We start from the raw sequence: 27000 nt of genomic DNA on the forward strand, positions 1-27000 counted from the left end.
CGCCATGCAAATCAAACTCGCCAATCCCCGCGGCTTCTGTGCCGGCGTCGATCGCGCCATCGAGATCGTCAACCGCGCCCTGGAAGTCTTCGGTCCGCCGATCTATGTGCGCCATGAAGTGGTCCACAACAAGTTCGTGGTCGAGGACCTGCGGGCCCGTGGCGCCGTGTTCGTCGAAGAGCTGGACCAGGTGCCGGATAACGTCATCGTCATCTTCAGCGCCCACGGCGTTTCCCAGGCCGTGCGCCAGGAAGCCGCCCGCCGCGGCCTCAAGGTGTTCGACGCCACCTGCCCGCTGGTGACCAAGGTGCATATGGAAGTCGCGCGCTACAGCCGCGATGGCCGCGAGTGCATCCTTATCGGCCACGCCGGTCATCCGGAGGTGGAAGGCACCATGGGCCAGTACGACGCCAGCAATGGCGGCGCCATCTATCTGGTGGAAGACGAGGGGGATGTCGCCAACCTGCAGGTGCGCAACCCGGAAGCCCTGTCCTTCGTCACGCAGACCACGCTGTCCATGGACGACACCAGCCGAGTGATCGATGCGCTGCGGGCGAAGTTCCCCAACATCGGCGGCCCGCGCAAGGACGACATCTGCTACGCCACCCAGAACCGCCAGGACGCGGTGAAGCAACTGGCCCACGAAAGCGATGTGGTCCTGGTGGTGGGTAGCCCCAACAGCTCCAACTCCAACCGCCTGCGGGAACTGGCCGAACGCCTGGACACCCCGGCCTACCTGATCGACGGCGCCGAGGATCTCAAGCGCGAGTGGTTCGACAAGGTGCAGCGTGTTGGTATCACCGCTGGCGCTTCCGCGCCTGAAGTTCTGGTGCAAGGCGTGATCGAGCAGCTCAGGGCGTGGGGCGCGGAAGTGGCCGTCGAGCTGGATGGCCGGCAGGAGAATGTGACGTTCTCCATGCCGAAAGAGCTGCGGGTGGTGGACGTCGGCTGACGGCCCCTCATTGATTCGGCAGCTCCAAAGCTCAGGGAAATGTGGTGGTTCGTAAGCAACGCTTTCTTGCCACGCCCATTTCCATGGCTGGAGCTCAACAGCGCCCTGGCTTTCCTTTGGCGCTGCGCACCCTGCCCACAGCGTTCAACACCAGTTTTCTCACTGGAAGCCGGCCGTCGACATGGCAAAGCGTTAGCGTGCCGGCCTGAAACGCACCGCCCGCAAGGGATGCCTGGCCCGTCGGCGTGTAGCGCACATAGCGTCGTACCGGCGAATTGCCTGTTATGACCAACCCCTCTGGCTGCGGGGCAACCAGCCTGAGCACGGGGTCGCCTTCATCCCAGAGGCCATTGCCGTTCTGATCGGCATAGACCAGCCAACCTGTTGACCAGTCGCCGTCCTGATTGTCCACCAGGACGGGAACCCTCTGTGTGATCGATGCCTGCCGCGCATAGGCAAGGCTTGAGATCAGCGTCTGGGTGGCGGCGTTCAGTTGTTGGGCCTGAATGAACTGGGTCAGTGCAGGTATGCCAAGGCCTATGCACAAAGCTACGAGTGTCAGCGTTATCAGCGCTTCGATGAGCGTGAATCCGCGTGAATTTCCAGTCATGGCTTCCTTGCCCTTCTTGAGAAAGTCTACGGTATTGGTGGCCTGTCATCCCCGGTCTTTGCCCGCCCGTCGCCGACGAAAGGACCAGATTCAAACCAGACCTGTAAGCTTCTGGAATTGAAGGGATTTCTCAAGGTCATCAGGTTGATGCTGAGGCAGGGAAAACTCCTGAAATTGGCGGCAGATCACTCTGCGTCCTAGAGGAATGACGCATGCTGTATGTACGAATGTGCTAGGGATACATGTGTAACGCCCGTATTACAGCGCTGGTAGCTGGCTGCCAGACTTATGCTGTGAATCTGAGGCAGAATCGGGTGACGTTGCGACAGGAGTCGGAGGAAGCAAAATGGCAGTAACTGAAGGGATTCCAACCGGCGTTGGGATCAAGAAGTCAAATCAGACATTCCTCCGGTCGTCAAACCAAGTAGGTGACTCAGTGGGCGGAAAGAAACAGCGTGGGTTTACCCTCATAGAAGTCTTGATTGCGGTCGCCATCGTTGGCGTCCTGGCCGCTATTGCCTATCCGAGTTACCAGAAACATGTGATTCGTGGCAATCGTACGGCTGCACAGGCGCAGATGATGGATATCGCAAATCGCCAGCAACAATACCTTCTGGCCAACCGCACCTATGCAACCAAGGCTCAACTGGGTTACAGCCTGCAGAGAGAACTGGTCGGCAGGTACACCGATAGCATCACTCTTGGCACTGGTGCCGTTCCCAGCTTCACCATCACCTTCACCGCCACCGGCCAACAGTTGAGCGACGGTGACCTGACGCTCGACAGCTCGGGGGCCAAGACTCCCCCAGGGAAATGGTAGGTGCCATGAACGTTCGATCTCAATTGCGCCTTCAGCGCGGCATGACTTTGATCGAGGTGCTGGTGACCATCCTCATCCTTTCGGTTGGGTTGCTCGGTATGGCGGCATTGCAGTCACGTCTGCAGCAGTCTGAAATGGAGGCGTACCAACGTTCTCAGGCCCTGCTGCTTCTGAATGACATGGCCAATCGTCTTGCCATCAATCGCAATAATGTCGCCGCGCTGGTAACCGGCACTACGAGTGTCGGGGCCAATACCGCTTCATGCGCCAGCCTCGGGAATGCCAACAAGGTGCAATGGTGCTCTGCTTTGCAAGGAGCGGGCGAAACCCAGGGTAACAGCAAGCTTGGCGCCATGGTTGGTGGGAGGGGGTGTGTCGAGTCCCTGGGAGGCGGTGAATACCTGGTCACCGTTGCCTGGCAAGGATTGGCGCCGCTGTCTGCGCCACCTGCAAGTATTGCTTGTGGGAAGAATCAGTATGACGGCGATTCAGGTTGCGCCAACGACATGTGTCGCCGAGTTGTGACCACCATCGTGCGAATTGCGAACCTATGAATATGAATGGAGTTGTGCCGGGTGTCCTGAGTGGCCATGGTAGAAAGCCGAGCAGCCAATCAGGGTTCAGCCTGATCGAGTTGATGGTGGCGGTGACCGTTAGTTTGCTGATGATGGCGGCCATTCTCAAACTCTTCGTCGATGTTGCGCGTACCAATACGGAAATGGAGAAGACTAACGCCCAGATCGAGAATGGGCGTTTCGCCATCCAACTGATTGCCGACGACCTGTACCATGGCGGGTTCTGGAATGGTTATATCCCGCAGTTCGATGATCTGACCGCGACGGCAGTACCCGCCGACCTGCCAGACGCGGTCCCCGAGCCTTGCCTCGCCTATTCATCCTGGGATGCCACTTACAAGACCAGGATCATGGGCATTTCGCTACAGACATATGATGCGGTTCCACCTGGTTGTTCTACCGTGGTGCAGAACAAGAAAGACGGTACTGATGTCGTGGTCGTTCGCCATGCGGAAAATTGCATTCCTGGTGTCGCAAACTGTGAAGCTGACGATGCTGCCAAAGTTTATTTTCAGTTTTCCAGGTGTTCCAGTGTGTCTCCTTATGCCTATGTGTTGAGCAAGTCTGGCTTCACCCTGCAGAGAAGAAGTTGCCTTGCTACTGAGTTGGCGGAGAAGCGTAAGTTCGTCTCGAATATATATTTTGTTCGGGATGACAATACGCTGATGCGGGCGGAGTTTACTGGTGGTGGTGGCAGTGGTTGGAATGTACAGCCAATTGTCGACGGGGTTGAGGGTTTAATTGTTGAGTTGGGTGTGGATAGCGTTAGCGACAGTGGCGCCGCCGTCAATTATACGCAGGCAGTTACCTGGGCCAACCCCCTGAACAAGGTGTCTCCTACCAATAGGGGAGATGGCGTTCCAGATGGGGATTTCATCCGTTGCACGACAGCCTCAGCCTGCAATGTAAGTCAACTGGTCAATGTGGTAGCGGCCCGCATCTACTTGCTGGTTCGGAGTACCGAGACTTCGTCCGGTCACTCTGACAGCAAGACCTACAACCTGGGGGCGACTAGTGCTGGGCCATTCAATGACGGTTTCAAACGTCATGTCTACACCACTACGGTTCGCTTGAACAATGTTGCGGGACGGAGGGAGACTCCGTGAGTAAGGTTCAATTCAAGAATAGGGAACAGGGCGCCGCACTTGTAGTTGGGTTGATCATGCTGCTGTTGCTGACCATGTTGGTCTCGAGTGCATTTACCATGAGTTCGGTAAACCTCAAGTCCGTTGGCAATATGCAGACCCGTGACGAGGCCCTCGCGGCTGCCAATACGGCAATTGAGCTGGTTGTGAGTACCGACTTTACTGCGGCTCCCAAGGAAACACGTTCCAACGTTGACATTGATAACGATGGGAACGTGGACTATGTGGTCGACATTGCCACGCCCGTATGTATCCAGGAGTCGCTGGCACAAGTGGTTGCGCCAAGTAGTGAAAACCTATCCATGTCGAGTAATACCTGGAATACCGTGTGGAGCGTCAACGCTACGGTTTCGGACTCGAAAACCGGCGGGTCCGTGCAGGTTCGTTCCGGCGTTCGAGTGCTGCTGACCGATGCGAAGAAGAATGCAGTTTGTCCGTGAGATTTGCACTGATTGGAGTCAGTCATGAATGCTCAATTGTTGAGTAGGGTAATGGCAGCATTGCTGGTGCTGCCAATGGCCGTTGCGGCTGAGGACATCGACCTGTTCGTGGGGTCGACTCCCACCCAATCTGCGGACAATCCCAATGTCATTATATTGATAGACAACACCACTAACTGGTCAGCGCAAAATCAGGGGTGGCCCAGTGGGGCGACTCAGGGGCGCTACGAACTCGATGCGATCAAGACGGTTATCAATTCGTTGGCACCTGCTAACGAGGATGCGAAGGTCAATCTGGGGCTGATGTTCCTGACGCAGGGAAAAGCGAACAAGAGCAATTCAGGAGGATATGTACGCACGGCAGTGAAGCCAATGACCGTCGCTAATCGGGCTGCGCTGTCAACGATCCTTGATGGAATAAATGTCAACGATAATAGTGAGACGGTTCCCGCATCGGTTGGCTATGACCAGGCGATGTTTGAGGTTTTCAAGTATTTCGGTGGCTATACGAGCGTTGCCAAGTCCTCGCTGAACCAAGCGGGAGGGACTACAGATGCAACCCATTTTGGTGCGATAAGGTATTCGGGGGAGCCCGACGCTAAAACGGATACGGATGCTTTTAGCGATCCGACGACAAAGAATAACTATATTCCGGTTATTTCGGGGAGTTCGACTGCCTGCTCGGGAAAGAATTATCTGATTGTCATCGGAAACGGTTGGCCGACACCGGCCGAGAAGAGTGGAAATACCTTTATCGGTGAGACGCTGTTGGGCAATGTGGGTGGAAGTACCAGTCAGATATACGCGACTTCAACTGCGGATGTGCGCTACGCGGATGAGATGGCTCGTTTCCTGTATCAGACTGACGTAAGTTCTGCGCTGGGCAAGCAGAATGTCATTACGTATGCGATCGATGTTTTCAAGAATCAACCAAGTTCAGAGTTGACGGCCCTGCTGAAAAGCATGTCCGAAGGCGTTGGTGGCGGCAAATATTTCGAGGCTAACAGTGCCGTGGAGATTGTCGACAGCCTGGCAACGATCATGGCGGAGATTCAGTCTGTCAACAGCGTATTCGCCTCGGTAAGTCTGCCGGTCAGCGTGAATACTCAAGGTACTTACCTGAATCAGGTGTTCATTGGGATGTTTCGCCCTGATAAGGACGCGCTGCCCAGATGGCACGGTAACCTGAAGCAATACAAGTTGGCGTTTCTGAACGGGGTGCTGAGACTGGCCGATGCTGATGATTCATCAGCTATTTCCTCGAGTGGTTCAGGCTTCATCTCCGAGTGTGCGCGTAGTTATTGGACGCCGGCTAAGACGGCGACAGATAGCTATTGGACAAGTATCGATGTACAGAACTGTTCTGAACCCGCTAGTTCCAATACCCGCGATGGTAACGTGGTAGAAAAAGGTGGGCAGGGCTACAAACTCAGGGCCATTACGCCCGCCAGTCGAAATGTCAAGACATGTGGCACCACATGCGAGGCAACTCTTGAACCATTCGACACCGGCAATAGCGCGATTACAAAAGATGCGTTGGGCAACGCCAGTATGACTGACGCCGATCGACTCGACTTGATCAATTGGGCTCGTGGTTTGAATACCAAGGGAGAAACCTTTGCTGGCAAGAGCGCCACTGATTTAGCGGTGTCGATGAGGCGGACGTCCCATGGTGACGTCGTTCATTCGCGTCCTGTTGCGATCAACTATGCCGCTTCGGACACTGATTCTCCTCAAGTTGTGGTTTTCTACGGCGGCAACGACGGCATGCTCCGGGCCGTGAATGGCAATCGCGACGGTGGGTCGAATATTGCCGATAGAGCGCCGGGTGAGGAGATCTGGTCGTTTGTAGCGCCGGAGAGCTACGGGATGTTCCTGCGCAACAGGGAAAATCAACCCAAGATAAGCTTTCCGAACAGCCCGACTGGTTTGCCTAAGGCCTATGGATTTGACGGACCGGTCGTCGCTTACAAGGACGGTAGCAAGGCGTGGATTTATGCAACCATGCGCCGTGGTGGTCGTGCGGTGTACGCATTCGATGTGTCCACCGCTGGCACGCCGAAGCTCCTTTGGAAACTGGGCTGCACGTCAGCGGATGACACCACCTGCACATCGAACTCATCTGATATCGGACAGACGTGGGCGAGCCCGGTGGTGCTCAAGTCATCCGGATATCAAAGTAGCGGTATCGCCAAGCCGATGCTGATCATGGGGGGCGGATATGACGCCTGCGAAGACAGCGACCCCGCGACCAGCAGTTGCAAGTCTTCTGGTAAAGGGCATGTGATCTATCTGGTCGATGCTGAAACGGGGGTGATCAAGCAATCCTTCCAGACCGCTGGCGGTGTGGTGGGTGATATCACCGTTGCCAAGGATGCCAATGGCATGGCCAAGTTCGCCTATGCGGCCGACTTGAGCGGAAACGTCTATCGCATTTCGGGAAGTACAGCCAACTCACCGATCGGCACGACGTCCCCGGGTGGCTGGACCATTACGAAAATCGCGGCTCTGGGCGGTACCGGCGTTGATGCGCGCAAGTTCATATATGGCCCTGATGTAGTCAACGACAATGGGACCTATGTCCTTCTGCTAGGGTCTGGCGATAGGGAGAAGCCTGTCGGCTTCTATGATGATGCTGCGGCAGTGCAAAACTATTTCTTCATGCTCAAGGACCGCCCTACTGACTCCGAATGGCTTGCTTCGGAGGGGACTAACTGCGCAGGTGCTTCAATCCTGTGTAAAGCGTCTTTGTTTGCCATTACTGACAGATCTACCCCAGCCCAGGACGCGCTCGACCTGAAGAAAGGCTGGTACCTCGCATTGGATCCAACTGAGCAGGTTGTGACTTCCGCGTTGACCATTTTCGGTAACGTGACGTTCAGCACCCACAGGCCGAGAATTGCGAACGCAGCAGCCTGTACTCCAGACCTGGGGGATGCGAGGGTGTACAACGTCAACTTCAAGAATGCCGAGGGCAAGAACGGAGAGCGTTATGCTGAATTGGCGGGCGATGGCTTGCCTCCGTCACCCGTAGCGGGTTTGGTCAAGCTCGATAACGGACCCACGGTGCCCTTCTGTATCGGCTGTGGCAGTACGTCCTCGCTCGAGGGTGGCGAGCCGCCGAAGCCGCCCATTGCTGTACAACCCAAGGCGCGCGTGTTCTGGAACATTGAGAAGTGACTCCTGATATGAGCCGTGAAGTCAGCGATCGAGTGTCCAGCCCCACGTTTTCCGGTTTGTCCAGGCAATCCGGTTTCACGGTGATCGAGTTGATGATCACACTGGTGGTCGTGGCGATCCTTCTCGGGATCGCCGTTCCAAGCTTCACCAATGCGACCTTGGGCAGCAAACTGCGATCCCAGGCCAGCGACCTGGTAGGGGGCGTCGCGCTGGCTCGGAGCGAAGCAATCAAGCGTAATCAGGCGGTCACACTCTGTGCCTCTTCGAATGGCACGACCTGTGCGACATCGGGGGGCTGGCAGCAGGGCTGGATCGTCCGAAGTTCAACCGGCACCGTGCTCCAGTCCCATCCGGCGGCACCAAGCGGATTCCTGATCACAGCCTCTGCTCACAGCATTGCATTTCAGCCCTCGGGCGCAGCGTCCGTAAGCACGGTATTGAAAGTCTGCCGTGCGTCTCCAACTGTCGGGGCCGAGGAACGGTCGGTCTCGATCAGCCTCACGGGACGGACCTCTGTGTCAAAGACCACCGAGGGTACCTGCTCCTGACAGGTGCTTGAATAGTCGTTCTTGGGCAACAGGCGCGCATTACCTTTTCCCTCTGACTTAGAATCTCCAACCCGGTGCGGGGCCTTTCCCGCACCTTGGTGTTGAGATCGTATTATCCATGCGCCGTTTGTGTGAGGCGGGCTATGCAGGCTTCTGGCTCAGGCGACGCTCCGGATGTTTCTGTTGTTCTGGAGGTTCCATGCGCGTGTTGTTGGTCGGAGGGGGGGCTATCGGGTTGCTGTCTGCATACTCGCTGGCGCAGGCAGGGCTCGAAGTCTGCCTGCTGGACAAGGGCGAATGTGGACGCGAGTCCTCCTGGGCAGGCGGCGGCATCGTTTCCCCTCTCTATCCCTGGCGTTATTCCTCAGCTGTAACGGCCCTGGCTCATTGGTCTCAGGACTACTACCCCGGCCTGGGACAGCGTCTGTTCGCTGAAACCGGGATTGATCCCGAAGTCCATGAAACTGGCCTGTACTGGCTGGACCTTGAGGACGAATCCGAGGCCCTGGCCTGGGCTGCGCGGGAAGGCCGGCCTCTGGCGCCAGTGACAATGGACCAAGTCCACACCGCCGTGCCTCCGCTGGGGCCGGGGTATGCCCGGGCTATCTTCATGGCTGGCGTGGCCAACGTGCGAAATCCGCGTTTGACCCGGGCACTGCGCGCAGCCTTGCTGCAGATGCCCAACGTGTCGCTGCGCGAGAACAGCGAAGTGCACGGTTTTATCCGGCAGGGCGAGCGTGTGGTGGGTGTGAGCACTGCCGACGGCGATGTCCTGGCCGATCGCGTGGTGCTGGCCGCCGGTGCCTGGAGCGGCGAACTGTTGGCCAGCCTCGGGCTGAAGCTGCCTGTGGAGCCGGTCAAGGGGCAGATGATTCTGTTCAAATGTGCGCCAGACTTCCTCCCGGCCATCGTGCTGGCCAAGGGGCGTTACGCGATTCCACGGCGGGATGGCCACATCCTGGTGGGCAGCACCCTGGAGCACGCCGGCTTCGACAAGACGCCCACGGAGGAAGCCCTGGAAAGCCTCAAGGCGTCTGCCTTCGAGTTACTGCCGCAACTGGCGGACGCCGAGCTCGTGGGGCACTGGGCGGGATTGCGCCCAGGTTCGCCGGAAGGGATTCCCTTCATCGGGCCGGTGCCCGAAGCGGACGGCCTCTGGCTGAACTGTGGCCACTACCGCAATGGGTTGGTCTTGGCGCCAGCCTCCTGCCAATTGCTGACGGACCTTATTCTCGGCAGTGATCCCGTCATCAACCCGCAGCCCTACGCTCCCGAGGGCCGCTTGGGCTGACCTCAGCCTTTGCCCGCACGGGCGTCGCAAGCCCTTCTCCCATGCGAGCTTGCCCATTCTTGTGGGCAAGCTCGCAGTTCGCGAAATCCAATTTAAAACGAACGTCCCACTCAGCTACTATTCGCGCGAAATTTGCCGCTGGTCGTTAAATCTGACCGCTCGTCATGGAAGGCTGGCAAAGCAGGAGCAGGAAGCTTCGTTGCGCGGGCGCTCGCCCGCTCGAGTTCGCACCGTTTAGCTGGAGAGGGGCAGGGAATGTCGCAGCGAGGTTTTACGTTGATCGAACTGCTGGTCACGCTTGTCGTGCTCGCGGTTCTGATTGGCCTGGCAGCACCGAATCTCTCCAAATTGCTTCGCGATAGTCAGGCGTCGGCTGAATTGAGCGCGTTTTCCGACATGCTCAATTATGCGCGGCGTGAAGCTGTGCAGGGATCGCAAACGATCCGGTTGCGTGGTCCGCTGGCCGCCGACGGTGCATGGCAGGTGCTACGCGATCGTGATGGCCAGGAGATACGCCGGTTCGCGCCGCTGACTTTGTTCTCGGTCGAGCCCGATGGGTTGCAAAGTGTCCTCTTCGATGCACAGGGGCGCCTGTTGAGTGCGGCCAGGGTGAGTCTCGATCTGGTGGTGAAGGACTCCAGACTCGATTGCGCCACCTTCAATCGCATTGTCTCTGTCGAGCTGTCCGGTTCGATTTCCCTGGAGAAGGGGAGTTGCCAATGACTGCCGGATTTCAGCGGGGGTCCTCCTTGATCGAGGTCTTGGTCGCGGTGCTGCTTTTCTCTGTCGGTGTCCTTGGGCTGGCGGCCATGCAGCTCACGGCGCTGAAGGCCAATCAGACGGCATCCGTGCGCTCTCACGCAATCTTCCTCGCCTATGAGATGGCGGACCGGATGCGGGCGGGGCGGGGTGACGCGCAAGCCGGCTTTTACAGTTTGGCGGTCGGTGCCGAGTTGCCTTGTGACCCGGCGAAAGAGACCTGTCTGCCGTTCCAGCGTGACCTGGCGGAGTGGCGGGCCAACCTGGCGCAGCAACTGCCTGACGGGAATGGCGGAGTGGTGCAGAACGGAGACCGTTTCACGGTCGTCGTGCAATGGAACGAGGAGCGGGTGGGTGGAAGCCGCGCCCAGCAGTTCTCCTTCGTCACGCAGATTTGACGGGGTGCGCATGCACAAGCAACACGGCTTGAGCCTGGTGGAGCTGATGGTAGCCATGGCGCTTGGCCTGGTTATCAGCCTGGCGGTGCTGCAAGTATTCATCAGCAACAAGAATACTTTTCTGCTTCAGGGGGCCGCCGGCCACTTGCAGGAAAACGGTCGCTTCGCTCTTCAATACCTGGCCGCCGAGTTGCGTCCGGCAGGCGTTGGGGTGGGAACCCGGCTGGATGAGGAGGATATCTGCGTAGTGGCCAGCAACGGCACCGCAGCGGAATGGAGTGCGATGAATCGCCCGATCTGGGGCAAGCGTAACGCCGCAGCTGGCGGACTGGGCGCGGTGGGCACCGATGAGCTGTCAATCTTCGCCAATGACGGTTGCGAGTCCTTCCTCACCGTTGGCGAACTGCTCAAGCCTGCGCAGAACGCGAATCTCAAGGTCACGGCCTATTGCCCGAGCATGCAGAAGGATCATGCGGTGATGGTGCTGGACATGGAAAAGGCGGTGGTCGTCCGCATAACCAACAAGCCGAATTCATCTGGGGCCGGTCAAGTGACCCTTACCCATGCCGCTGGCACCAATGCCAAGGACGCCAAGTGCGGTGGCTTCAAGTTTTCCGATATCCAGTTCACCAGCCCGGCGCGGGTGGTGGGGTTCGCTCACAGGACGTTCTACGTTGCCGATACCGGACGCACCTCGGTGACGGGGCAGCCAGTCCGTGCCTTGTTCGTCCGCGACCTGGCGCAGGTGCCGGTGCAGACCAACGAGATCATCGAGGGGGTGGAATCCCTGCGCACCAGCTACGGCGTCGCAGCGGGCAACAACGTCGGTGTGCAGACCTACCTTAGCCCGGCCGAAGTCGAGGCGGCCAACCGCTGGCGCGATGTACGGACGGTGAAGATCGATCTGCTGCTGGTCAGCGAGGAACGGGTGGCGGGGGCGCGGGACCAGGCCATCCAGTTCGGTGGCGCGACCGTGGCGGCGGATGGGCGCCTGCGCCAGGTATTCAGCACGGTCGTCGCCCTGCGCAATCGCATTGACTGACAAGACAAGGATGAACATGCAAGAGCAAAAAGGGGCGGTGTTGCTGGTCTGCCTGATCGCAATCCTGGCCTTGACCGTGCTTGGGGTGACTGCAATGTCCAGTAGCACCCTGCAAGAACGCATGGCCGGTGGCGCCCGGGATTACAACGTGGCGTTCCAGGCGGCAGAAAGCGCATTGCGGGTCGGCGAGGCCCACGTACGCGAGCAGGTGGAGGCCAGCGTCGACCCGGCGCAGTTGTTCCTGGCGAGCACGGATTGTCCGGCCGTCACAGAGGCACAGTGGTCGCCTCCCGTTGAACTTAATGCCAAACCCCGGCAACCGGACTGCCGGGTACGCAGTTTCTACGGCGCCTCGGGTGGGGCGAACGCTTTCGTTTGCGAAACCGATGGTTCGATCGCCGAGAACCGTGCCTTTGACTGCCTGAGCCGCACCTATCTGTTCAACGTCGAAGCCACCGGATACGGCACCGGGGATGCGGAGGTACACCTGCGCTCCACCGTGGCCATTGCCGTGCGCAGCCAGAACTGACCGAAGGGAGATGCAGATGATCGGGTCGAAGTTCCTGTTCGTGGCACGGACAATCACAGCCAGCCTGTTGACCGCCGCCATCAGCCACAGCGCTCAGGCGGCCTTCGTGCCGTCGCAGATTCCGCTGAACCTGGGCGGCCAGGTCGAGCCCAACCTCACGTTCATCCTGGATGATTCGGGCTCCATGCGCTGGGGCTTTCTGCCGGACGATCTGAAACCCTCCTACCTGGAGCGCTCGGACGACTGGTACGAGCGCAAGGAATGCGCGGGGCGAGGCACGTACGCTGGCAAGAATCTGCATTTCTGCCCGAAAACCGGCCTTCGTTACCTGGCCTCAAGCCACTTGAACAAGTCTTACTACAACCCGGCCGTGCAGTACCTGCCACCCATCAAGAGCGACGGGCAGCGCTATGCCAATGCGAGCTTCGCGGCCGCATACGTGGACGGTTATGCGGGAGGGACGACGGTCAATCTGGGCAATGACTACCTGGCGATCATGGACGACTATTTTTCGCCCAACAGCTACGAGTGCTTGAACAAGCGCTGCAGCAAAGTCGAGTACTACAACGGGTTTGCCGTGGGGGCGGAGAGCGGGGGCGTTGCCGCCTTCTATTACGAATACGTTGGCGGTGGCTCCTGCGCCAGCAATCCCCGCCAGGATGCCTGCTATGCCGAACGTAGCGTAGGGACTGCCGAGCGGCAGAATTTCGCCAACTGGTTCTCCTACTACCGTAACCGCATGATGTCGGCCAAGGCCGGGGTGAGCCAGGCATTCTCTGGATTACCGGGGGACATCCGGGTCGGCTACGGCGCGATCAACGTGACGGGGCAGACCGTCGATTCGAGCAGCACCGATACGCTGGTTCGCGGCGTGCGCCGTTTCGAGGGTAGCGGCCGTTCCGAATTCTACGATTGGTTGTTTTCCGCGTCGGCCTCCGGAGGAACACCATTGCGCCGGGCATTGGGAGACGCTGGCGAGTATTACTCCCGCACGGGCAGCGGCGGGCCCTGGAGTTCGACTCCGGGTCAGTCGGGAGGCAAGGAGTATTCCTGCCGGCAGAGCTACACGATCCTGACCACGGATGGCTACTGGAATAACGATGCCGCCTCCAAGCCCGCAGCGCGGGCTAACGTGGACAATACCAACGGCCCGGCCATCAGTGGGCCAGACGGTCAGAGCTATCGCTATGTGCCAAAGGCGCCGTTCAATGACAGTCAGGCCAATACCCTGGCCGACGTAGCCATGTACTACTGGAGCCGTGACCTGCACCCCGACCTGGCAAACCGGGTACCGACCGACCCGGCTGATCCTGCGCTCTGGCAGCACATGGTGACGTTCGGCGTCGGGTTGGGGGTCAGCGGAACCATCGATCCACAAGCAGCCTTTACTGCTGCCCGGAATGGGGGGGCCATCTCCTGGCCAGACCCGGCAGACAGCGACCCTGCAAAGCTGGATGACCTGCTGCACGCTGCGGTGAACGGTCGAGGTGGCTTCTACAGCGCTCAGGATCCCCAGCAGTTCGCCAGCGCGCTGGGCGATACCCTCGCGTCGATCGCCGACCGTACCGGATCGAACACCGCCGCAGTGCCCAATGCGCGGCGCCTGGACGGCAACACCCTGGTTTACGAGGCGTATTACAGCAGTGCGGATTGGTCCGGCAAATTGCTGGCGAAACGACCGAAGCGAACCAGCGCGGGGGTGGTCTTCGAAGAGATGTGGGAGGCCGGACGCACGTTGGGTACGGGCAGCCGCAACCTGTTCACCCATGATGGCAGTGCAGGGCGGAACCACGGCCTGGCCCTGAATTGGGGCGCGCTTCCGACTGGCCTCAAGACTCACTTCAATGACAGCGAGGCACTGTTCACGTACCTGATGGGCAGTCGTGAAAACGAGGCGCCGGCAGGTTTGAAGTTCCGCAAGCGTTCCACCCTGCTAGGCGATATCGTCAACTCCACCCTGGTGCTCGCCAACCGGCAGGACTGGGGGTTTCACGGACGCGTGCCGGTGCCGGCCAACGAGCAGACGTATGCGCAGTTCGTTGCCGCCAAATCGAGCCGAGCACCGGTGCTGTTCGTCGGAGCCAACGATGGCTTCCTGCATGCCCTCAATGCCAACACCGGCAACGAACTCTTCGCCTACATGCCCAACGGTGTGCTGGGCAACGTCAAGACCCTGGCCAATAGCGATTACAAGCACCGCTACTTCGTGGACGGCAAGCTGCACATCCGTGATGCCCGCCTCAACGATCAGTGGCGAACCGTGCTGCTGGGCAGCCTGGGCGCGGGTGGCAAAAGCGTCTTCGCCCTCGATGTCACCGATGCATCCCAAAGCGGCTTCAGCGCCACCAACGTACTTTGGGAAATCAGCAACGACGCGGACCTCGGGTACAACTTTGGCGAGCCGTTGATTGGACGCATGAAGGATGGCAGCTGGGCAGCCATCTTCGGCAACGGCCACGGGAGTACCAGTGACGACGCAGTGCTGTTTATCGTTGATCTGGCGACGGGCGCGGTTAACAAGGTCCGGGCGGGCTCCGCCACTGGCGGGCTCTCGAGCCCGTCCTTCGTCTACGCCGTGGACGGGTCCGGCAACATCTATGTCAAGGACGTGTATGCCGGGGACCTCAGTGGCAACCTGTGGAAATTCAACCTGAAGGACAATGGTGACGGCTCGGATGATTTCGAGGTCAGCCTGAAGTCCGGAAATACACCGCAGCCGCTCTATGTCGCTACTGATGCCCAAGGCAATCGCCAACCCATCAGCGTCAAGCCGGAGATCGCCTACCACCCCGATGGCGTGTCCCAAGGTGTGATCGTCTATTTTGGGACGGGGCGCCTGTATACCGCAGGCGATGTCGCCGAACAGGGCACCCAGACCGTTTATGGCATTTGGGACAAGAAGGCGAGCAGCGGTTCGTCCATCGCTTTCAGCGGCAGAACCGCGCTTGAAGGGCGTTCCATCCTGTTCGAGGGCGAGGCTTTTTCCCGCAATGTGCGGGTGCTCGACGCGCCGACCAGCGCCATCGACTGGAGCAGGAAGCGCGGCTGGTACCTTGACCTGACGTCACCCGTCCACGGGGCGCAGGGCGAACGCATGATCTTCGCCCCCCGCATCCTGCTCAATCGCCTCGTTGTCGAAACCGCTATCCCCTCCGCAGATCCCTGCCTGGCGGGTGGTTCCGGCTGGACCATGGTGCTGGACATGGCCACCGGCGGGCGGCTCAACTACGTCCTGCTGGATCTGAACAAGGACGGCAAGTTTACCGAGGCCGACATGGTCTCGAACGATGGGACGAAGTTGCCACCGTCCGGTATCGGCTCCTCCGGCAGCATACCCACAGGCTCGTACGACCTGATCGACCCACAAAAATACTGGCTCTGCCGGGGTACCGGCGTGGATGACTGCATCCCCGCTGCCAATACCCTGGACATTCTCGAAGGGCGCCAATCCTGGAACCAGATCCGATGAAACACAGTAAGGCGTTCACCCTGATCGAACTGATGATCGTGCTGGTGGTGATCGGCATCCTCGCCGCGATCGCCTACCCCAGCTACACGGAGCACGTGCGCAAGGGCAAGCGCGCCGAGGTGAAGGCCGCCTTGATGGAAGGCGCGCAGGCGCTGGAGCGCTATTATTCCGCCCACGGCTCGTACCTGGATGCCGAAGGCCACTTTGCGGATGCCGTTGCCACCCAGGCGCCGGCTTCGGGGGCGGCCAACTACACCATCGCCGCCCAAGGCGCGGCGACCGCAACCGCCTACCTGCTGCGTGCCACCCGTGCCGGCAGCATGGCCGGCGACCCGTGCGGCGACTTCCAGATCAGCCACACCGGCGAGCGCACGCTGGCCAATGCCACGCGTACCGTGGCCCAGTGCTGGTAGATGGCAGGGGGCGTGCATTTCCAGACCGGGGGTTCAGCGCTGTTTGATGGCTATCCACCCCACGGGCCCTCCGGGCATCAATCGATGCCCAGCTTCTTCAGGCGATAGCGCATCGAGCGGAAGGTCAGGCCCAGGCGCTGGGCTGCGGCGGTACGGTTCCAGCGGGTTTCTTCGAGCGCCTGCATGATCAGCTTGCGCTCGATGTCTTCCAGGTAGTCTTCCAGGTTGTCGATCTGCGCCAGGCTGGCCTCGCCGCCTTCGGTGGTGCCGGCGGCTTCTGCCAGGCGCAGGTCACGGGCCTGGATCTGGTCGTCCTCGCAGAGCGTGTAGGCGCGTTCGAGCATGTTCTCCAGTTCGCGCACGTTGCCCGGGAAGCGGTAGCACTTGAGCTTGTCCAGGGCTTCCGGGGCGAGGCGCGCTGCCGGCAGACCGCTCTGCTGGGCCAGGCGCTTGAGCATGGACTCCGCCAGCAGCGGGATGTCTTCGCGGCGCTCCCGCAGGGGCGGCACGCTGAGTTCAATGACGTTGAGACGGTAGTAGAGGTCCTGGCGGAAGCGGCCGGCGGCCACCTCGGCGGCCAGGTCTTTATGGGTGGCGCTGAGGATGCGCACGTCCACCACCACTTCCTGCTGGCCGCCCACGGCGCGCACGGCCTTTTCCTGGATGGCGCGCAGCAGTTTCACCTGCATGGGTAGCGGCAGGTCCGCCACCTCGTCGAGGAACAGCGTGCCGCCGTTGGCGGCCTGGAACAGGCCCTGCTTGTCTTCCACCGCGCCGGTGAAGCTGCCCTTCTTGTGGCCGAAGAACTCGCTTTCCATCAGCTCGGAAGGAATGGCCCCGCAGTTGACCGGCACAAAGGGCCGGTCGGCGCGCGGGCCCTGTTCGTGGATCAGCCGCGCCACCAGTTCCTTGCCGCTGCCGGATTCGCCGCTGATATAGACCGGCGCCTGGCTGCGGGCGAGTTTCTGGATCTGCTTGCGCAGGGCGCTCATGGGCGGTGAGGTGCCCAGGAGACGGCCATCTACCGGCGCTTCGTCCTCTTCGGGAGCGCTCAGGCGCAGGGCGGTGCTGACCAGCTCCCGCAGGCGGCCGAGGTCCACCGGCTTGGTGACGAAATCGAAGGCGCCGGCCTTGAGCGCGTTCACTGCGGTGTCGAGGCTACCGTAGGCGGTGATCATGGCCACCGGGACCATGGGATGGCGCTGCTGGATGTGCTGCACCAGTTCCAGGCCGGTTCCGTCGGGCAGGCGCATGTCGGTCAGGCACAGGTCGAAGGGCTCGCGGGCGAGCCACTCGCGGGCTTCCTTGAGATTGCGGGCGCTGCGGGTGTCGAGCTTCATGCGCCCGAGGGTGATCTCCAGCAGCTCGCGGATATCGGGCTCGTCATCGACGATCAGGGCTCTCTGTCGGGTCATGGTCAGCTCAGTTTGCGCGGGTGGGCAAAGGTGATGCGGAAGCAGCTGCCGCCTTGTTCGCGCGGTTTGTAGTCGAGGCGGGCCTGGTTGCTCTCGCAGAGTTCGCGGGAAATGTACAGGCCGAGGCCGGTGCCTTTGCTTTCAGTGGTGAAGAAAGGTTCGAAGATAGTGTGGACCTGCTCCGGCGGGACGCCTTCCCCATCGTCTTCCACTTCCAGCACCGGCAGGTCGCTCTCCGGATCACGGAAGAGCTTGATCCAGACCTGGCCCTGGGTGTGTTTCTTGGAGCTATAGCGCAGGCCGTTCTGCACCAGGTTGGTCAGTACCTGGGTCAATTGATGCGGGTCCATGCGGGTCTGCAAGGTGCTGCCGAGGGTGGCCAGGTGCAGTGTCTGGTTGGGGCCTGACGAAGTGCGGAACTCGCTGGCGAAGCGGGTCAGCCAGTACTTGAGGTCCAGCAGCTGCGGTTCCGACTGACGGCGCCGGGACAGCTGCAGCACGTTCTCGATCACCAGATTCATGCGCCGCGAGTGATCCTGAATGATCTGCGCTAGGCGCCGGTCCGGTCCCTGGAGCTCTTCCGACTCCTGCAATAGCTGGGCGGCGTGACTGATGGCACCCAGAGGGTTGCGGATCTCGTGGGCGATGCCGGCGGTCAGGCGGCCGAGGGCGGCGAGCTTGAGTTGCTGGGCCTGTTGGGCGATCTGGGAGATGTCTTCCAGGAAGACCAGGGTGTTCTGCTGGTTGCCCCGTTGCAGGTGGACGAAGCTCGGCTGCAGGGTTGGGCCGTCGGCAAAGGCCTGGATGCTCTGGGGGCGCAGGGTGGGGTTGGCCAGCCAGTGCTCCAGGCTCTTGCGCAGCTCGACGCATTGATCCTCGAGTGCAAAACCCACCAATGTGTCCTTGCCCAGCAATGCCTGGGCGCCATTGTTGGCCAGGAGGATCTGGTTCCGCGGGTCGAGCACCAGGATGCCGGTGCGCATGCGTTCGAGGATCTGGGCGTTCAGGGCCTCCAGGTTGGCCACGTCGGCGGCACGTTGTTCGGCGAGCGTTTCACTGAGCTGCAGGCGGCGGCTCAGGCCCTGGATGATGAGGGCCGCGGCGAAGCAGAGCGCGCCGAAGCCACCGGCCTGGACGAACTGGCCGGCGTCTTGCGGGTGGCTGAGGCTGAGGTAGAAGGTCAGGTAGATCAGGGCGATGGCCGCCACGGCGGCGACCAGCAGTCCTATACGCCCGCGCAGCAGGATATTGGAGATGGCCACCGAGACCACAATCAGGTTGGCAACCCCGCTGGCGGTGCCACCCGAGGCGAAGAACAGGCAGGACAACAGCAGGACATCGACCAGCGCGAGGCTGAACACCTGCACCATACCCTGGGGGCGCGGCACCAGCGCGGCGATCAGGGTGTTGAGAATCAGGTAGAACCAGCTGGCGTTGCGGAAAAGCTCGGGGCGGGCCAGGTCGAGCAGGCGGTCGTCCAGTTCGCTGGAAATCAGCACCACCAGCACCAGGCCGATGACCAGCCGGTACAGGCTGTAGAGGCGGAAAATGCGCCGCCCCTGGGCGCTGAGCGCGCTGTTGGCGGGCAGGCTATCAGCGCTCACCAGGGGTCTGGTCCTGTTCGAGGTGGGCTCGGCTGCAATACCAGCGATCATCCCGGGAAAGCGCATGGGCCCGAGGCACATGCACACCGCATTGGGCGCAACGCACCATGGGCTGGGTATCTTCCTGCTGGCGCGGGGCGGGGCGGGGCGTCGTCGGGGTCTTGAAGCGGCGCCACACCCAGATGGCGGCGAAGATCACGGCAATCCAGAACAGCAGGCGAAACATGCCGAAGGTGCTCTCTTCTTGGTGGAAAGTCGGCAGTTTAGCCAAGCCGGTTGTCCGCGCACAGAGACCCACAGCACGCTGGCGCTGCTTACGTGGTTTTCGCTGCCGGGGCGGGAGAGTATCGTGGCGTTGAGACGCAATCGATGCTTGGACAACGCTCGGGAGGCGGCCATGCGCCAGAGCCTGCGAATCGTGATGGCCCAGCTCAATTTTCGCGTCGGCGACGTTCAGGGCAATGTCGAGCGGATCGTCGAAGCGGCCAATTCCGCCCGCGAATCCTGGGAGGCGGACGCCATCGTCTTCCCTGAACTCTCCCTGTGTGGCTACCCGCCGGAAGACCTGCTGCTGCGCTCCAGCATGCAGCGGCGTATCGAGCAAGGCCTGCAGCGCCTGCGTGATGACGTGCGCGGCATCTACCTGGTGGTGGGCTACCCCTGGCTGGAGGATGAACTGCGCTACAACGCCTGCGCCGTGATTGCCGATGGCCAACTATTGGCGACTTACTACAAGCAGCGCCTGCCCAACTACCGGGGATTCGACGAGAAGCGCTATTTCGAGCCCGGTCAGCAACCCTGCGTGGTGGATATCAAGGGCGTGCCCGTGGCGCTGTCTATCTGCGAGGACATCGGGTTTCCCGAGCCGATGGCCCAGGCCCGCGCCGCCGGTGCGCAACTGATGCTCAGCCTGAACGCCTCGCCGTTCCATCTGGACCGACAGATCGAACGCGAAGAGCTCCTGGCCGAACGGGTGGCGGAAGGCGAAATGCCGGTGATCTACGTCAACCAGGTTGGCGGCCAGGATGAACTGGTGTTCGACGGCGGGAGTTGCGTAATGGACGCCGGGGGCATGATCTGCCAGCGCGCGCCGGCTTTCGTCGAGGGGCTCTATCCGGTGGACCTGCTGCTGCAGGATGGCCGCTGGGTGCCGCGTCGGATTCACTGCGCTGAGCTGCCGGAGTTGGAGGCGAGCGTTTATCAGGCGCTGGTGGTGGGGGTGCGTGACTACGTGCAAAAGAACGGCTTCAAGGGGGCGGTATTGGGATTGTCCGGTGGCGTCGATTCCGCCCTGACCTTGGCAGTGGCTGTGGATGCGCTAGGACCGGAGCGCGTAGAAGCCGTGATGATGCCCAGCCAGTACACGGCGCAAATGAGCCTGGAAGACGCCGAATCCGAGGCGCGTCTGCTTGGCGTCGCCTATCGGGTGCTGCCCATCACGCCTGTGGTGGAGGCTTTGCAGCAGGTGCTGGCGCCAGCCATCGAGGGCCATGACCGCGATACCACTGAAGAGAACCTTCAGGCACGCTGCCGTGGCACGCTGCTGATGGCGATATCCAGCAGGAAGGGCGAACTGGTGCTGACCACCAGTAACAAGAGTGAACTGGCTGTGGGCCACGCGACCCTCAACGGCGACTTGCCTGGCAGCTTCGATGTACTCAAGGACGTGCCCAAGACCCTGGTGTTCCGCCTGGCGGAGTACCGCAACAGCTTGGGGCCGGTGATCCCGCCCCAGGTGATCGAACGGCCGCCGTCGACCGAATTGGCACCTGGCCGGCCGGTTGAGGAGGCGCTACCGCCGTATCCGGTGCTGGACGATATCCTCAAGCTTTATATCGAACATGACCTGTCGGCCAACGCCATCATTGCCGAGGGCTTCGACGAGGACACGGTGAACCGCGTGCTGCGCATGGTAGACCGCAACGAGTACAAGCGGCGCCAGGCCGCCGTGGGCGTGCGGGTGACCCAGCGTGGGTTTGGCCGGGATCGGCGTTATCCCATCACCTCGGGGTGGCGGCTGGGCGACTAGGCGAATCGTGTACGGACAGCGCTCAGATGCTCCAGTCGGAAGCGGGAACAAAAAAGGGAGGCTATTGGCCTCCCTTCCTGTTTTCGGCGTCGAATCAGTCGAACAGGCCGAAGGTCATGTAGCTGAACCAGGAACGGTTGCTGTCGTCGGCTTTCGACTGCGGCTCCGGCTCTTTCTCCTGCTCTTCGCCCTGGTTCTGCGGCAGCAGTTCTTCCGGGATCTGTTCCTTGGCGTCTTCGTACTGCCTGATCACGTCCTGGGCCGCGCGGGTTTCGCCCGGGGGCAGCGGCGCTTCGCTCTCGATCAGGCCCAGGGTGGCCTTGGCCAGCCAGGAGCGGTTGTCGGCCTCTTCTTCGCGTGGCACGAACTGGCCATCCACCAGGGTCGGGTGGTCCGGGTAGTTCAGCTTCAGGGTTTCCAGGCTGGAGGTGGCCAGCTCGTTCAGGCCCAGGCGCTGATAGGACTCGACCATCACCGCCAGGCCATCGCCCACGGCGGGGGTTTCCTGGAAGTTTTCCACCACGTAGCGGCCACGGTTCGCGGCGGCGACATAGGCCTGACGGGTCAGGTAGTAGTGGGCGACGTGGATTTCGTAGGCGGCCAGCAGGTTGCGCAGGTAGATCATGCGCTGCTTGGCGTCGGGGGCGTAGCGGCTGTTCGGGTAGCGGCTGGTGAGCTGGGCGAACTCGTTGTAGGAGTCGCGTGCGGCGCCCGGGTCACGCTTGGTCATGTCCAGGGGCAGGAAGCGCGCCAGCAGGCCGCGGTCCTGTTCGAAGGAGGCCAGGCCCTTCAGGTAATAGGCGTAGTCGACGTTCGGGTGCTGCGGGTGCAGGCGGATGAAACGCTCGGCAGCGGACTTGGCGGCTTCCGGTTCGACGTTCTTGTAATAGGCGTAGATCAGTTCCAGCTGCGCCTGCTCGGCGTAGCGGCCGAAGGGGTAGCGGGACTCGAGGGCCTTCAGCTTGGCGATGGCGGGGGTGTAGCTGCTGTTTTCCAGGTCAGCCTGGGCCTGCTGATACAGCTCGGCCTCGCTCAGGTTCTCGTCCACCACTTCTTTGTTGGAGGAACAGGCGGCGGTGAGGGCGAGAGTGGCGATCAGCAGCAGGTGTTTCACTTGCATGGCGGCTTGCGTCCCTGTGACGGCTGGCTGTCGTGGCTGGAGCCGTCCTGTTATGATGGGCGCCCCGGAACCCCCGGGACAAAGACGCAGTATTTAACCACAAGCGCGTAACCGAAACCAAAGGCTGCGCCCCCTCCGTTCCCGAGCATGTCTTCCATCAACAAGCAGGTCATCCAACTCAGCGCCGAGGTGCCGTCCGAACTGGGCGGTCAACGTCTCGACCAGGTCGCTGCACAACTCTTTTCCGAGCACTCCCGTTCCCGCCTTGCCGGCTGGATCAAGGATGGCCTCCTCACGGTCGACGGCAACGTGCTCCGTCCGCGCGATATCGTCTATGGCGGTGCGCAGCTGGAGCTGAACGCCGAGCAGGAGTCCCAGGGCGAGTGGGTGGCCCAGGACATCGAGCTGGACATCGTCTATGAAGACGACCATCTGCTGGTGCTGGACAAGCCAGCCGGCCTGGTGGTGCATCCGGCTGCCGGTCATGCCGACGGCACGCTGCTGAATGCCCTGCTGCACCACGTTCCGGGGTTGGAAAACGTGCCGCGCGCCGGCATCGTCCACCGCCTGGACAAGGACACCACCGGCCTGATGGTGGTGGCCAAGACCCTTGAGGCCCATACCAGCCTGGTCGCGCAGCTGCAGGCGCGCAGCGTGAGTCGTGTCTACGAGGCGGTGGTGGTTGGTGTGATCACCTCCGGCGGCAAGGTCGATGCCCCCATCGGTCGTCATGGCCAGCAGCGTCAACGCATGGCGGTGATGGCCGGTGGCAAGCCTGCCGTCAGCCATTACCGGGTACTGGAGCGCTTCCGCTCCCACACCCACACCCGCGTCAAGCTGGAAACCGGCCGTACCCACCAGATCCGCGTGCACATGGCGTACGTGAACTTTCCTCTGGTGGGCGACCCCGTCTACGGCGGGCGTTTCCGCATTCCGCCGGGGTCCAACCCGACGCTGGTGCAAACCCTCAAGGAGTTTCCGCGCCAGGCGCTGCATGCGCGCTTCCTCGAGCTTGACCACCCGGCGACCGGCGAGCGCATGAAGTGGGAATCCCCGCTGCCCGACGATTTCGTCTGGCTGCTCACCCTGCTGCGCCAGGATCGCGAGTCCTTCGAGCAATGAAAGGCTGGCTGACGCCTGACTGGCCCGCTCCGGCGCGGGTGCGGGCCTGCGTCACCACCCGCGAGGGCGGCTTCAGCCTGCCGCCATTCGAAGGGCTCAACCTCGGCAGCCATGTGGGCGACGACCCCGTGGCCGTCGAGCGGAACCGTGAATTGCTGACCTCCACCCTGGGTTGCAAGCCCGCCTGGCTCAGCCAGGTGCATGGCGTGCGTGTGGTGGAGGCCAACCCCGGACAGGTGCATGAAGCGGACGGCAGCTGGAGCGCTGAACCTGGCGTCGCCAGTGCGGTGCTGACCGCCGACTGCCTGCCTGCGCTGTTCTGCGACCGCGCCGGCACCCGGGTGGCCGCAGCACATGCTGGCTGGCGTGGGTTGGCCAATGGCGTACTGGAGGAGACCCTGGACGCCCTGGCCCTGCCGGCTGAAGACGTACTGGTCTGGCTCGGCCCGGCAATCGGCCCCGCTGCGTTCGAGGTTGGACCCGAAGTGCGCGAAGCCTTCCTCGCCAGCCACCCGGAAACGGACAGCGCCTTCCAGCCCAGTGCCAATGAAGGGAAGTTCATGGCCGATATCTACCAGCTGGCGCGTATCCGTCTGGTCGCCCGTGGCGTTCAGGCCGTATTCGGCGGTGGCTACTGCACCGTCAGTGATCCCCGCTTCTATTCCTATCGCCGCGCCGCCCGCACGGGGCGCTTCGCCAGCCTGGTCTGGATGGCCGACTGATCCTTACTGCGGGGCTACGTGGAGTAGGGTGAGCGATGTTCCGCGAGCGAGGCGAAACCCAACGCCTCCGGCCTGATGGGTTTCGTACCTCAACCCAGCCTACGGTTAACCTCTTCATGATGTCGGTCAATTCCGCAGAGGTTGAATCGCCCAGAATCGTCCCTATCTAAGCTTCATCCCGGCGGGTTTTCGTATCTGGTGCCGTCATCGCGCCGCCCGCTATCTGAAGGAAGGACGAACCTATGCGAATCGACCGTTTGACCAGCAAGCTGCAACTGGCGCTCTCCGACGCCCAGTCCCTGGCGGTTGGCCACGACCACCCAGCCATCGAGCCCGTTCACCTGGTGCTGGCCCTGCTTGACCAGCAGGGCGGCTCCATCAAGCCCCTGCTGATGCAGGTGGGCTTCGACGTGGCGGCCCTGCGCCAGGGCCTGACCCGCGAGCTCGACCACCTGCCCAAGATCCAGAATCCCACCGGCGACGTGAACCTGTCCCAGGACCTCGCACGCTTGCTCAACCAGGCCGACCGCCTGTCCCAGCAGAAGGGCGACCAGTTCATTTCCAGCGAACTGGTGGTGCTCGCCGCGATGGACGAGAACAGCCGTCTCGGCAAGCTCCTGCTCGGCCAGGGCGTGACCCGCAAGGCACTGGAAAATGCCATTGCCAACCTGCGTGGCGGCCAGGCGGTGAATGACCCCAACATCGAGGAATCCCGCCAGGTACTGGACAAGTTCACCGTCGACCTGACCAAGCGTGCCGAAGAGGGCAAGCTGGATCCGGTGATCGGCCGTGACGACGAAATCCGCCGCACTATCCAGGTGCTGCAGCGCCGTACCAAGAACAACCCTGTGCTGATCGGCGAGCCCGGTGTCGGCAAGACCGCCATCGCCGAAGGCCTGGCCCAGCGCATCGTCAATGGCGAGGTGCCGGATGGCCTCAAGGACAAGCGTCTGCTGTCCCTGGATATGGGCGCGTTGATCGCCGGCGCCAAGTTCCGCGGCGAGTTCGAGGAGCGCCTGAAGGGCGTCCTCAATGAACTGGCCAAGCAGGAAGGCCGGATCATTCTCTTCATCGACGAGCTGCACACCATGGTCGGCGCCGGCAAGGCCGAAGGTGCCATGGACGCCGGCAACATGCTCAAGCCGGCCCTGGCTCGTGGCGAGCTGCACTGCGTCGGTGCCACCACCCTGGATGAGTATCGCCAGTACATCGAGAAAGACGCCGCGCTGGAGCGCCGTTTCCAGAAAGTGCTGGTGGACGAGCCCTCTGAGGAAGACACCATCGCCATCCTGCGCGGGTTGAAGGAGCGCTATGAGGTTCACCATCAGGTGACCATCACCGACGGTGCCATCATCGCCGCCGCCAAGTTGTCGCACCGCTACATCACCGATCGCCAGCTGCCGGACAAGGCCATCGACCTGATTGACGAAGCCGCCAGCCGCATCCGCATGGAGATCGACTCCAAGCCCGAGGCCCTGGACCGTCTGGAGCGTCGCCTGATCCAGCTGAAGGTCGAGCAGGAAGCGCTGAAGAAGGAGGAAGACGATGCGGCCCTCAAGCGCCTGGAGAAGCTGAAAGAAGACATCGCTCGCCTGGAACGCGAATACGCCGACCTGGAAGAGGTCTGGAAATCGGAGAAGGCCGAGGTGCAGGGCTCCGCGCAGATCCAGCAGAAAATCGAGCAGGCGCGCCAGGATATGGAGGCCGCCCGGCGCAAGGGTGACCTGCAGCGTATGGCCGAGCTGCAGTACGGCGTGATCCCCGATCTTGAGCGCAGCCTGCAGATGGTCGCCCAGCACGGCAAGGCGGAGAACCAGTTGCTGCGTAACAAGGTCACCGATGAAGAGATCGCCGAAGTGGTTTCCAAGTGGACCGGCATTCCGGTGGCCAAGATGATGGAAGGTGAGCGCGAGAAGCTGCTGCGCATGGAGGATGGCCTGCACAAGCGGGTGATCGGCCAGCACGAGGCTGTGGTCGCCGTCGCCAACGCTGTGCGCCGTTCCCGTGCCGGCCTGGCCGACCCGAACCGGCCCAGCGGTTCCTTCCTCTTCCTCGGCCCGACCGGTGTGGGCAAGACCGAGCTGTGCAAGGCACTGGCCGAGTTCCTGTTCGACACCGAGGAAGCGCTGGTGCGCATCGATATGTCCGAGTTCATGGAAAAGCATTCCGTGGCTCGCCTGATTGGCGCCCCGCCGGGATACGTTGGTTACGAGGAAGGTGGCTACCTGACCGAGGCCGTTCGCCGCAAACCCTATTCCGTGGTGCTGATGGATGAAGTGGAAAAGGCCCACCCGGATGTATTCAACGTGTTGCTGCAAGTGCTGGAAGATGGCCGGCTGACCGACAGCCACGGCCGTACCGTGGATTTCCGCAACACTGTGGTGGTGATGACCTCCAACCTGGGTTCCGCGCAGATCCAGGAACTGGTGGGCGACCGCGAGGCCCAGCGCGCGGCGGTGATGGATGCGGTGAACGCGCATTTCCGCCCCGAGTTCATCAACCGGATCGACGAAGTGGTGGTGTTCGAACCGTTGGGGCGCGAGCAGATCGGTGGTATCGCCGAGATCCAGCTGCAACGCCTGCGCAAGCGCCTGGCTGAGCGCGAGCTGAGCCTGGAGCTGAGTCCGGAGGCCCTGGATAAGCTGATCGCTGTGGGTTACGACCCGGTGTATGGCGCCCGTCCACTGAAACGGGCCATCCAGCGCTGGATCGAGAACCCGCTGGCCCAGCAGATCCTGGCTGGCCGGTTCGCACCGGGTGCCACCATCTCGGCCAAGGTGGAGGGTGAGGAGTTGGTATTCAGCTGATCCTGGCTAC

23 protein-coding genes are annotated in these 27000 nt (G+C 61.5%); 18 read left to right on the plus strand and 5 right to left on the minus strand.

The annotated features are described in order from the left end of the window. Positions 1 to 4: 4 nt before the first annotated feature. The gene (gene ispH / locus TQ98_RS03590; protein WP_044872179.1) at positions 5 to 952 is read left to right on the plus strand and encodes a 4-hydroxy-3-methylbut-2-enyl diphosphate reductase; all 948 of its coding nucleotides are present in this window, start codon (positions 5 to 7) and stop codon (positions 950 to 952) included. A 94-nt stretch (positions 953 to 1046) separates the two neighbouring features. Here the strand turns inward: ispH and TQ98_RS03595 are convergent, their stop codons facing one another. After that, a complete protein-coding gene (locus TQ98_RS03595) occupies positions 1047 to 1562 on the minus strand; it encodes a GspH/FimT family pseudopilin (RefSeq protein ID WP_044872178.1) in 516 nt (171 codons plus the stop codon). 346 nt (positions 1563 to 1908) lie between these two features. Here TQ98_RS03595 and TQ98_RS03600 point away from each other — a divergent pair, with 346 nt between their 5' ends. From TQ98_RS03600 to TQ98_RS03660, 13 genes are all read left to right on the plus strand, one after another. Next, positions 1909 to 2382 (plus strand): type IV pilin protein, encoded by a 474-nt coding sequence (locus tag TQ98_RS03600; protein ID WP_082073187.1) that lies wholly within the window; start codon positions 1909 to 1911, stop codon positions 2380 to 2382. Between the two features lie 5 nt (positions 2383 to 2387). Next, positions 2388 to 2936 (plus strand): type IV pilus modification protein PilV, encoded by a 549-nt coding sequence (gene pilV, locus TQ98_RS03605; protein ID WP_242443038.1) that lies wholly within the window; start codon positions 2388 to 2390, stop codon positions 2934 to 2936. Then, on the plus strand, positions 2933 to 4063 hold the full coding sequence (locus TQ98_RS03610; protein WP_242443040.1) for a PilW family protein: 1131 nt from the start codon (positions 2933 to 2935) through the stop codon (positions 4061 to 4063). Before pilV (TQ98_RS03605) ends, TQ98_RS03610 begins: the two co-directional genes overlap by 4 nt. After that, the gene (locus tag TQ98_RS03615) at positions 4060 to 4542 is read left to right on the plus strand and encodes a PilX N-terminal domain-containing pilus assembly protein (RefSeq protein ID WP_242443042.1); all 483 of its coding nucleotides are present in this window, start codon (positions 4060 to 4062) and stop codon (positions 4540 to 4542) included. The genes TQ98_RS03610 and TQ98_RS03615 overlap by 4 nt, the downstream gene beginning before the upstream one ends. A 24-nt stretch (positions 4543 to 4566) precedes the next feature. Continuing rightward, positions 4567 to 7722: a PilC/PilY family type IV pilus protein gene (locus TQ98_RS03620; protein WP_052659185.1), complete on the plus strand. Its 3156-nt coding sequence runs from the start codon at positions 4567 to 4569 to the stop codon at positions 7720 to 7722. An 8-nt stretch (positions 7723 to 7730) separates the two neighbouring features. After that, positions 7731 to 8270 carry a GspH/FimT family pseudopilin gene (locus TQ98_RS03625; RefSeq protein WP_044872175.1) on the plus strand — a complete coding sequence of 180 codons (540 nt, stop codon included), beginning with the start codon at positions 7731 to 7733 and terminating at the stop codon, positions 8268 to 8270. A 199-nt stretch (positions 8271 to 8469) separates the two neighbouring features. Further along, positions 8470 to 9561 (plus strand): glycine oxidase ThiO, encoded by a 1092-nt coding sequence (gene thiO / locus TQ98_RS03630; protein ID WP_044872174.1) that lies wholly within the window; start codon positions 8470 to 8472, stop codon positions 9559 to 9561. Between the two features lie 255 nt (positions 9562 to 9816). Then, positions 9817 to 10284, plus strand: coding sequence for a GspH/FimT family protein (locus TQ98_RS03635; RefSeq protein ID WP_052659184.1), 468 nt, complete (start codon positions 9817 to 9819; stop codon positions 10282 to 10284). Then, positions 10281 to 10718 carry a type IV pilus modification protein PilV gene (gene pilV / locus TQ98_RS03640; protein ID WP_044872173.1) on the plus strand — a complete coding sequence of 146 codons (438 nt, stop codon included), beginning with the start codon at positions 10281 to 10283 and terminating at the stop codon, positions 10716 to 10718. The genes TQ98_RS03635 and pilV (TQ98_RS03640) overlap by 4 nt, the downstream gene beginning before the upstream one ends. A 10-nt stretch (positions 10719 to 10728) precedes the next feature. Next, the gene (locus tag TQ98_RS03645) at positions 10729 to 11760 is read left to right on the plus strand and encodes a PilW family protein (protein WP_044872172.1); all 1032 of its coding nucleotides are present in this window, start codon (positions 10729 to 10731) and stop codon (positions 11758 to 11760) included. A gap of 16 nt (positions 11761 to 11776) precedes the next feature. Further along, on the plus strand, positions 11777 to 12289 hold the full coding sequence (locus TQ98_RS03650; RefSeq protein ID WP_052659183.1) for a PilX N-terminal domain-containing pilus assembly protein: 513 nt from the start codon (positions 11777 to 11779) through the stop codon (positions 12287 to 12289). Positions 12290 to 12305: 16 nt separating this feature from the next. Further along, a complete protein-coding gene (locus TQ98_RS03655; RefSeq protein ID WP_158249345.1) occupies positions 12306 to 15758 on the plus strand; it encodes a PilC/PilY family type IV pilus protein in 3453 nt (1150 codons plus the stop codon). Next, positions 15755 to 16171, plus strand: coding sequence for a type IV pilin protein (locus TQ98_RS03660; protein WP_044872170.1), 417 nt, complete (start codon positions 15755 to 15757; stop codon positions 16169 to 16171). The genes TQ98_RS03655 and TQ98_RS03660 overlap by 4 nt, the downstream gene beginning before the upstream one ends. A 77-nt stretch (positions 16172 to 16248) precedes the next feature. On the opposite strand, the gene TQ98_RS03665 is transcribed toward TQ98_RS03660, so the two are convergent. Genes TQ98_RS03665 through TQ98_RS03675 form a run of 3 tightly spaced genes read right to left on the minus strand, consistent with a single transcriptional unit; the run spans position 16249 to position 19416 of the window. After that, positions 16249 to 17586: a sigma-54 dependent transcriptional regulator gene (locus TQ98_RS03665; RefSeq protein WP_044872169.1), complete on the minus strand. Its 1338-nt coding sequence runs from the start codon at positions 17584 to 17586 to the stop codon at positions 16249 to 16251. A gap of 2 nt (positions 17587 to 17588) precedes the next feature. Then, entirely contained in the window at positions 17589 to 19190 is a 1602-nt protein-coding gene (locus TQ98_RS03670) for an ATP-binding protein (protein ID WP_103102870.1), read from the minus strand. Next, positions 19180 to 19416, minus strand: a complete 237-nt coding sequence (locus tag TQ98_RS03675) for a PP0621 family protein (protein WP_044872166.1) — start codon at positions 19414 to 19416, stop codon at positions 19180 to 19182. Before TQ98_RS03675 ends, TQ98_RS03670 begins: the two co-directional genes overlap by 11 nt. A 171-nt stretch (positions 19417 to 19587) precedes the next feature. On the opposite strand from TQ98_RS03675, the gene TQ98_RS03680 reads away from it, so the two are divergent. Next, a complete protein-coding gene (locus TQ98_RS03680; RefSeq protein ID WP_044872165.1) occupies positions 19588 to 21219 on the plus strand; it encodes an NAD+ synthase in 1632 nt (543 codons plus the stop codon). A 94-nt stretch (positions 21220 to 21313) separates the two neighbouring features. Here the strand turns inward: TQ98_RS03680 and TQ98_RS03685 are convergent, their stop codons facing one another. Continuing rightward, the gene (locus tag TQ98_RS03685) at positions 21314 to 22339 is read right to left on the minus strand and encodes an outer membrane protein assembly factor BamD (protein ID WP_044872164.1); all 1026 of its coding nucleotides are present in this window, start codon (positions 22337 to 22339) and stop codon (positions 21314 to 21316) included. A 147-nt stretch (positions 22340 to 22486) separates the two neighbouring features. On the opposite strand from TQ98_RS03685, the gene rluD reads away from it, so the two are divergent. From rluD to clpB, 3 genes are all read left to right on the plus strand, one after another. After that, the gene (gene rluD, locus TQ98_RS03690) at positions 22487 to 23461 is read left to right on the plus strand and encodes a 23S rRNA pseudouridine(1911/1915/1917) synthase RluD (RefSeq protein WP_044872163.1); all 975 of its coding nucleotides are present in this window, start codon (positions 22487 to 22489) and stop codon (positions 23459 to 23461) included. Next, positions 23458 to 24183, plus strand: coding sequence for a peptidoglycan editing factor PgeF (gene pgeF, locus TQ98_RS03695; protein ID WP_044872162.1), 726 nt, complete (start codon positions 23458 to 23460; stop codon positions 24181 to 24183). Before rluD ends, pgeF begins: the two co-directional genes overlap by 4 nt. A gap of 242 nt (positions 24184 to 24425) precedes the next feature. Then, a complete protein-coding gene (clpB, locus tag TQ98_RS03700) occupies positions 24426 to 26990 on the plus strand; it encodes an ATP-dependent chaperone ClpB (protein ID WP_044872161.1) in 2565 nt (854 codons plus the stop codon). The last annotated feature ends 10 nt before the right edge of the window (positions 26991 to 27000 follow it).

Origin of the sequence: Pseudomonas sp. LFM046, from assembly GCF_000949385.2 — a bacterium.
Lineage (GTDB): Bacteria > Pseudomonadota > Gammaproteobacteria > Pseudomonadales > Pseudomonadaceae > Metapseudomonas.

Bases quoted from the DNA above. Each gene is read 5' to 3' on its own strand.
- TQ98_RS03680 (WP_044872165.1), top strand. From the start codon at position 19,588: ATGCGCCAGAGCCTGCGAATCGTGATGGCCCAGCTCAATTTTCGCGTC.
- clpB (WP_044872161.1), top strand. From the start codon at position 24,426: ATGCGAATCGACCGTTTGACCAGCAAGCTGCAACTGGCGCTCTCCGAC.
- TQ98_RS03685 (WP_044872164.1), bottom strand. From the start codon at position 22,339: ATGCAAGTGAAACACCTGCTGCTGATCGCCACTCTCGCCCTCACCGCC.
- TQ98_RS03660 (WP_044872170.1), top strand. From the start codon at position 15,755: ATGAAACACAGTAAGGCGTTCACCCTGATCGAACTGATGATCGTGCTG.
- TQ98_RS03595 (WP_044872178.1), bottom strand. From the start codon at position 1,562: ATGACTGGAAATTCACGCGGATTCACGCTCATCGAAGCGCTGATAACG.
- rluD (WP_044872163.1), top strand. From the start codon at position 22,487: ATGTCTTCCATCAACAAGCAGGTCATCCAACTCAGCGCCGAGGTGCCG.
- pilV (WP_242443038.1), top strand. From the start codon at position 2,388: ATGAACGTTCGATCTCAATTGCGCCTTCAGCGCGGCATGACTTTGATC.
- TQ98_RS03655 (WP_158249345.1), top strand. From the start codon at position 12,306: ATGATCGGGTCGAAGTTCCTGTTCGTGGCACGGACAATCACAGCCAGC.
- pgeF (WP_044872162.1), top strand. From the start codon at position 23,458: ATGAAAGGCTGGCTGACGCCTGACTGGCCCGCTCCGGCGCGGGTGCGG.
- TQ98_RS03610 (WP_242443040.1), top strand. From the start codon at position 2,933: ATGAATATGAATGGAGTTGTGCCGGGTGTCCTGAGTGGCCATGGTAGA.
- thiO (WP_044872174.1), top strand. From the start codon at position 8,470: ATGCGCGTGTTGTTGGTCGGAGGGGGGGCTATCGGGTTGCTGTCTGCA.
- TQ98_RS03675 (WP_044872166.1), bottom strand. From the start codon at position 19,416: ATGTTTCGCCTGCTGTTCTGGATTGCCGTGATCTTCGCCGCCATCTGG.
- TQ98_RS03625 (WP_044872175.1), top strand. From the start codon at position 7,731: ATGAGCCGTGAAGTCAGCGATCGAGTGTCCAGCCCCACGTTTTCCGGT.
- TQ98_RS03650 (WP_052659183.1), top strand. From the start codon at position 11,777: ATGCAAGAGCAAAAAGGGGCGGTGTTGCTGGTCTGCCTGATCGCAATC.
- TQ98_RS03600 (WP_082073187.1), top strand. From the start codon at position 1,909: ATGGCAGTAACTGAAGGGATTCCAACCGGCGTTGGGATCAAGAAGTCA.
- ispH (WP_044872179.1), top strand. From the start codon at position 5: ATGCAAATCAAACTCGCCAATCCCCGCGGCTTCTGTGCCGGCGTCGAT.
- TQ98_RS03665 (WP_044872169.1), bottom strand. From the start codon at position 17,586: ATGACCCGACAGAGAGCCCTGATCGTCGATGACGAGCCCGATATCCGC.
- TQ98_RS03620 (WP_052659185.1), top strand. From the start codon at position 4,567: ATGAATGCTCAATTGTTGAGTAGGGTAATGGCAGCATTGCTGGTGCTG.
- TQ98_RS03635 (WP_052659184.1), top strand. From the start codon at position 9,817: ATGTCGCAGCGAGGTTTTACGTTGATCGAACTGCTGGTCACGCTTGTC.
- pilV (WP_044872173.1), top strand. From the start codon at position 10,281: ATGACTGCCGGATTTCAGCGGGGGTCCTCCTTGATCGAGGTCTTGGTC.
- TQ98_RS03645 (WP_044872172.1), top strand. From the start codon at position 10,729: ATGCACAAGCAACACGGCTTGAGCCTGGTGGAGCTGATGGTAGCCATG.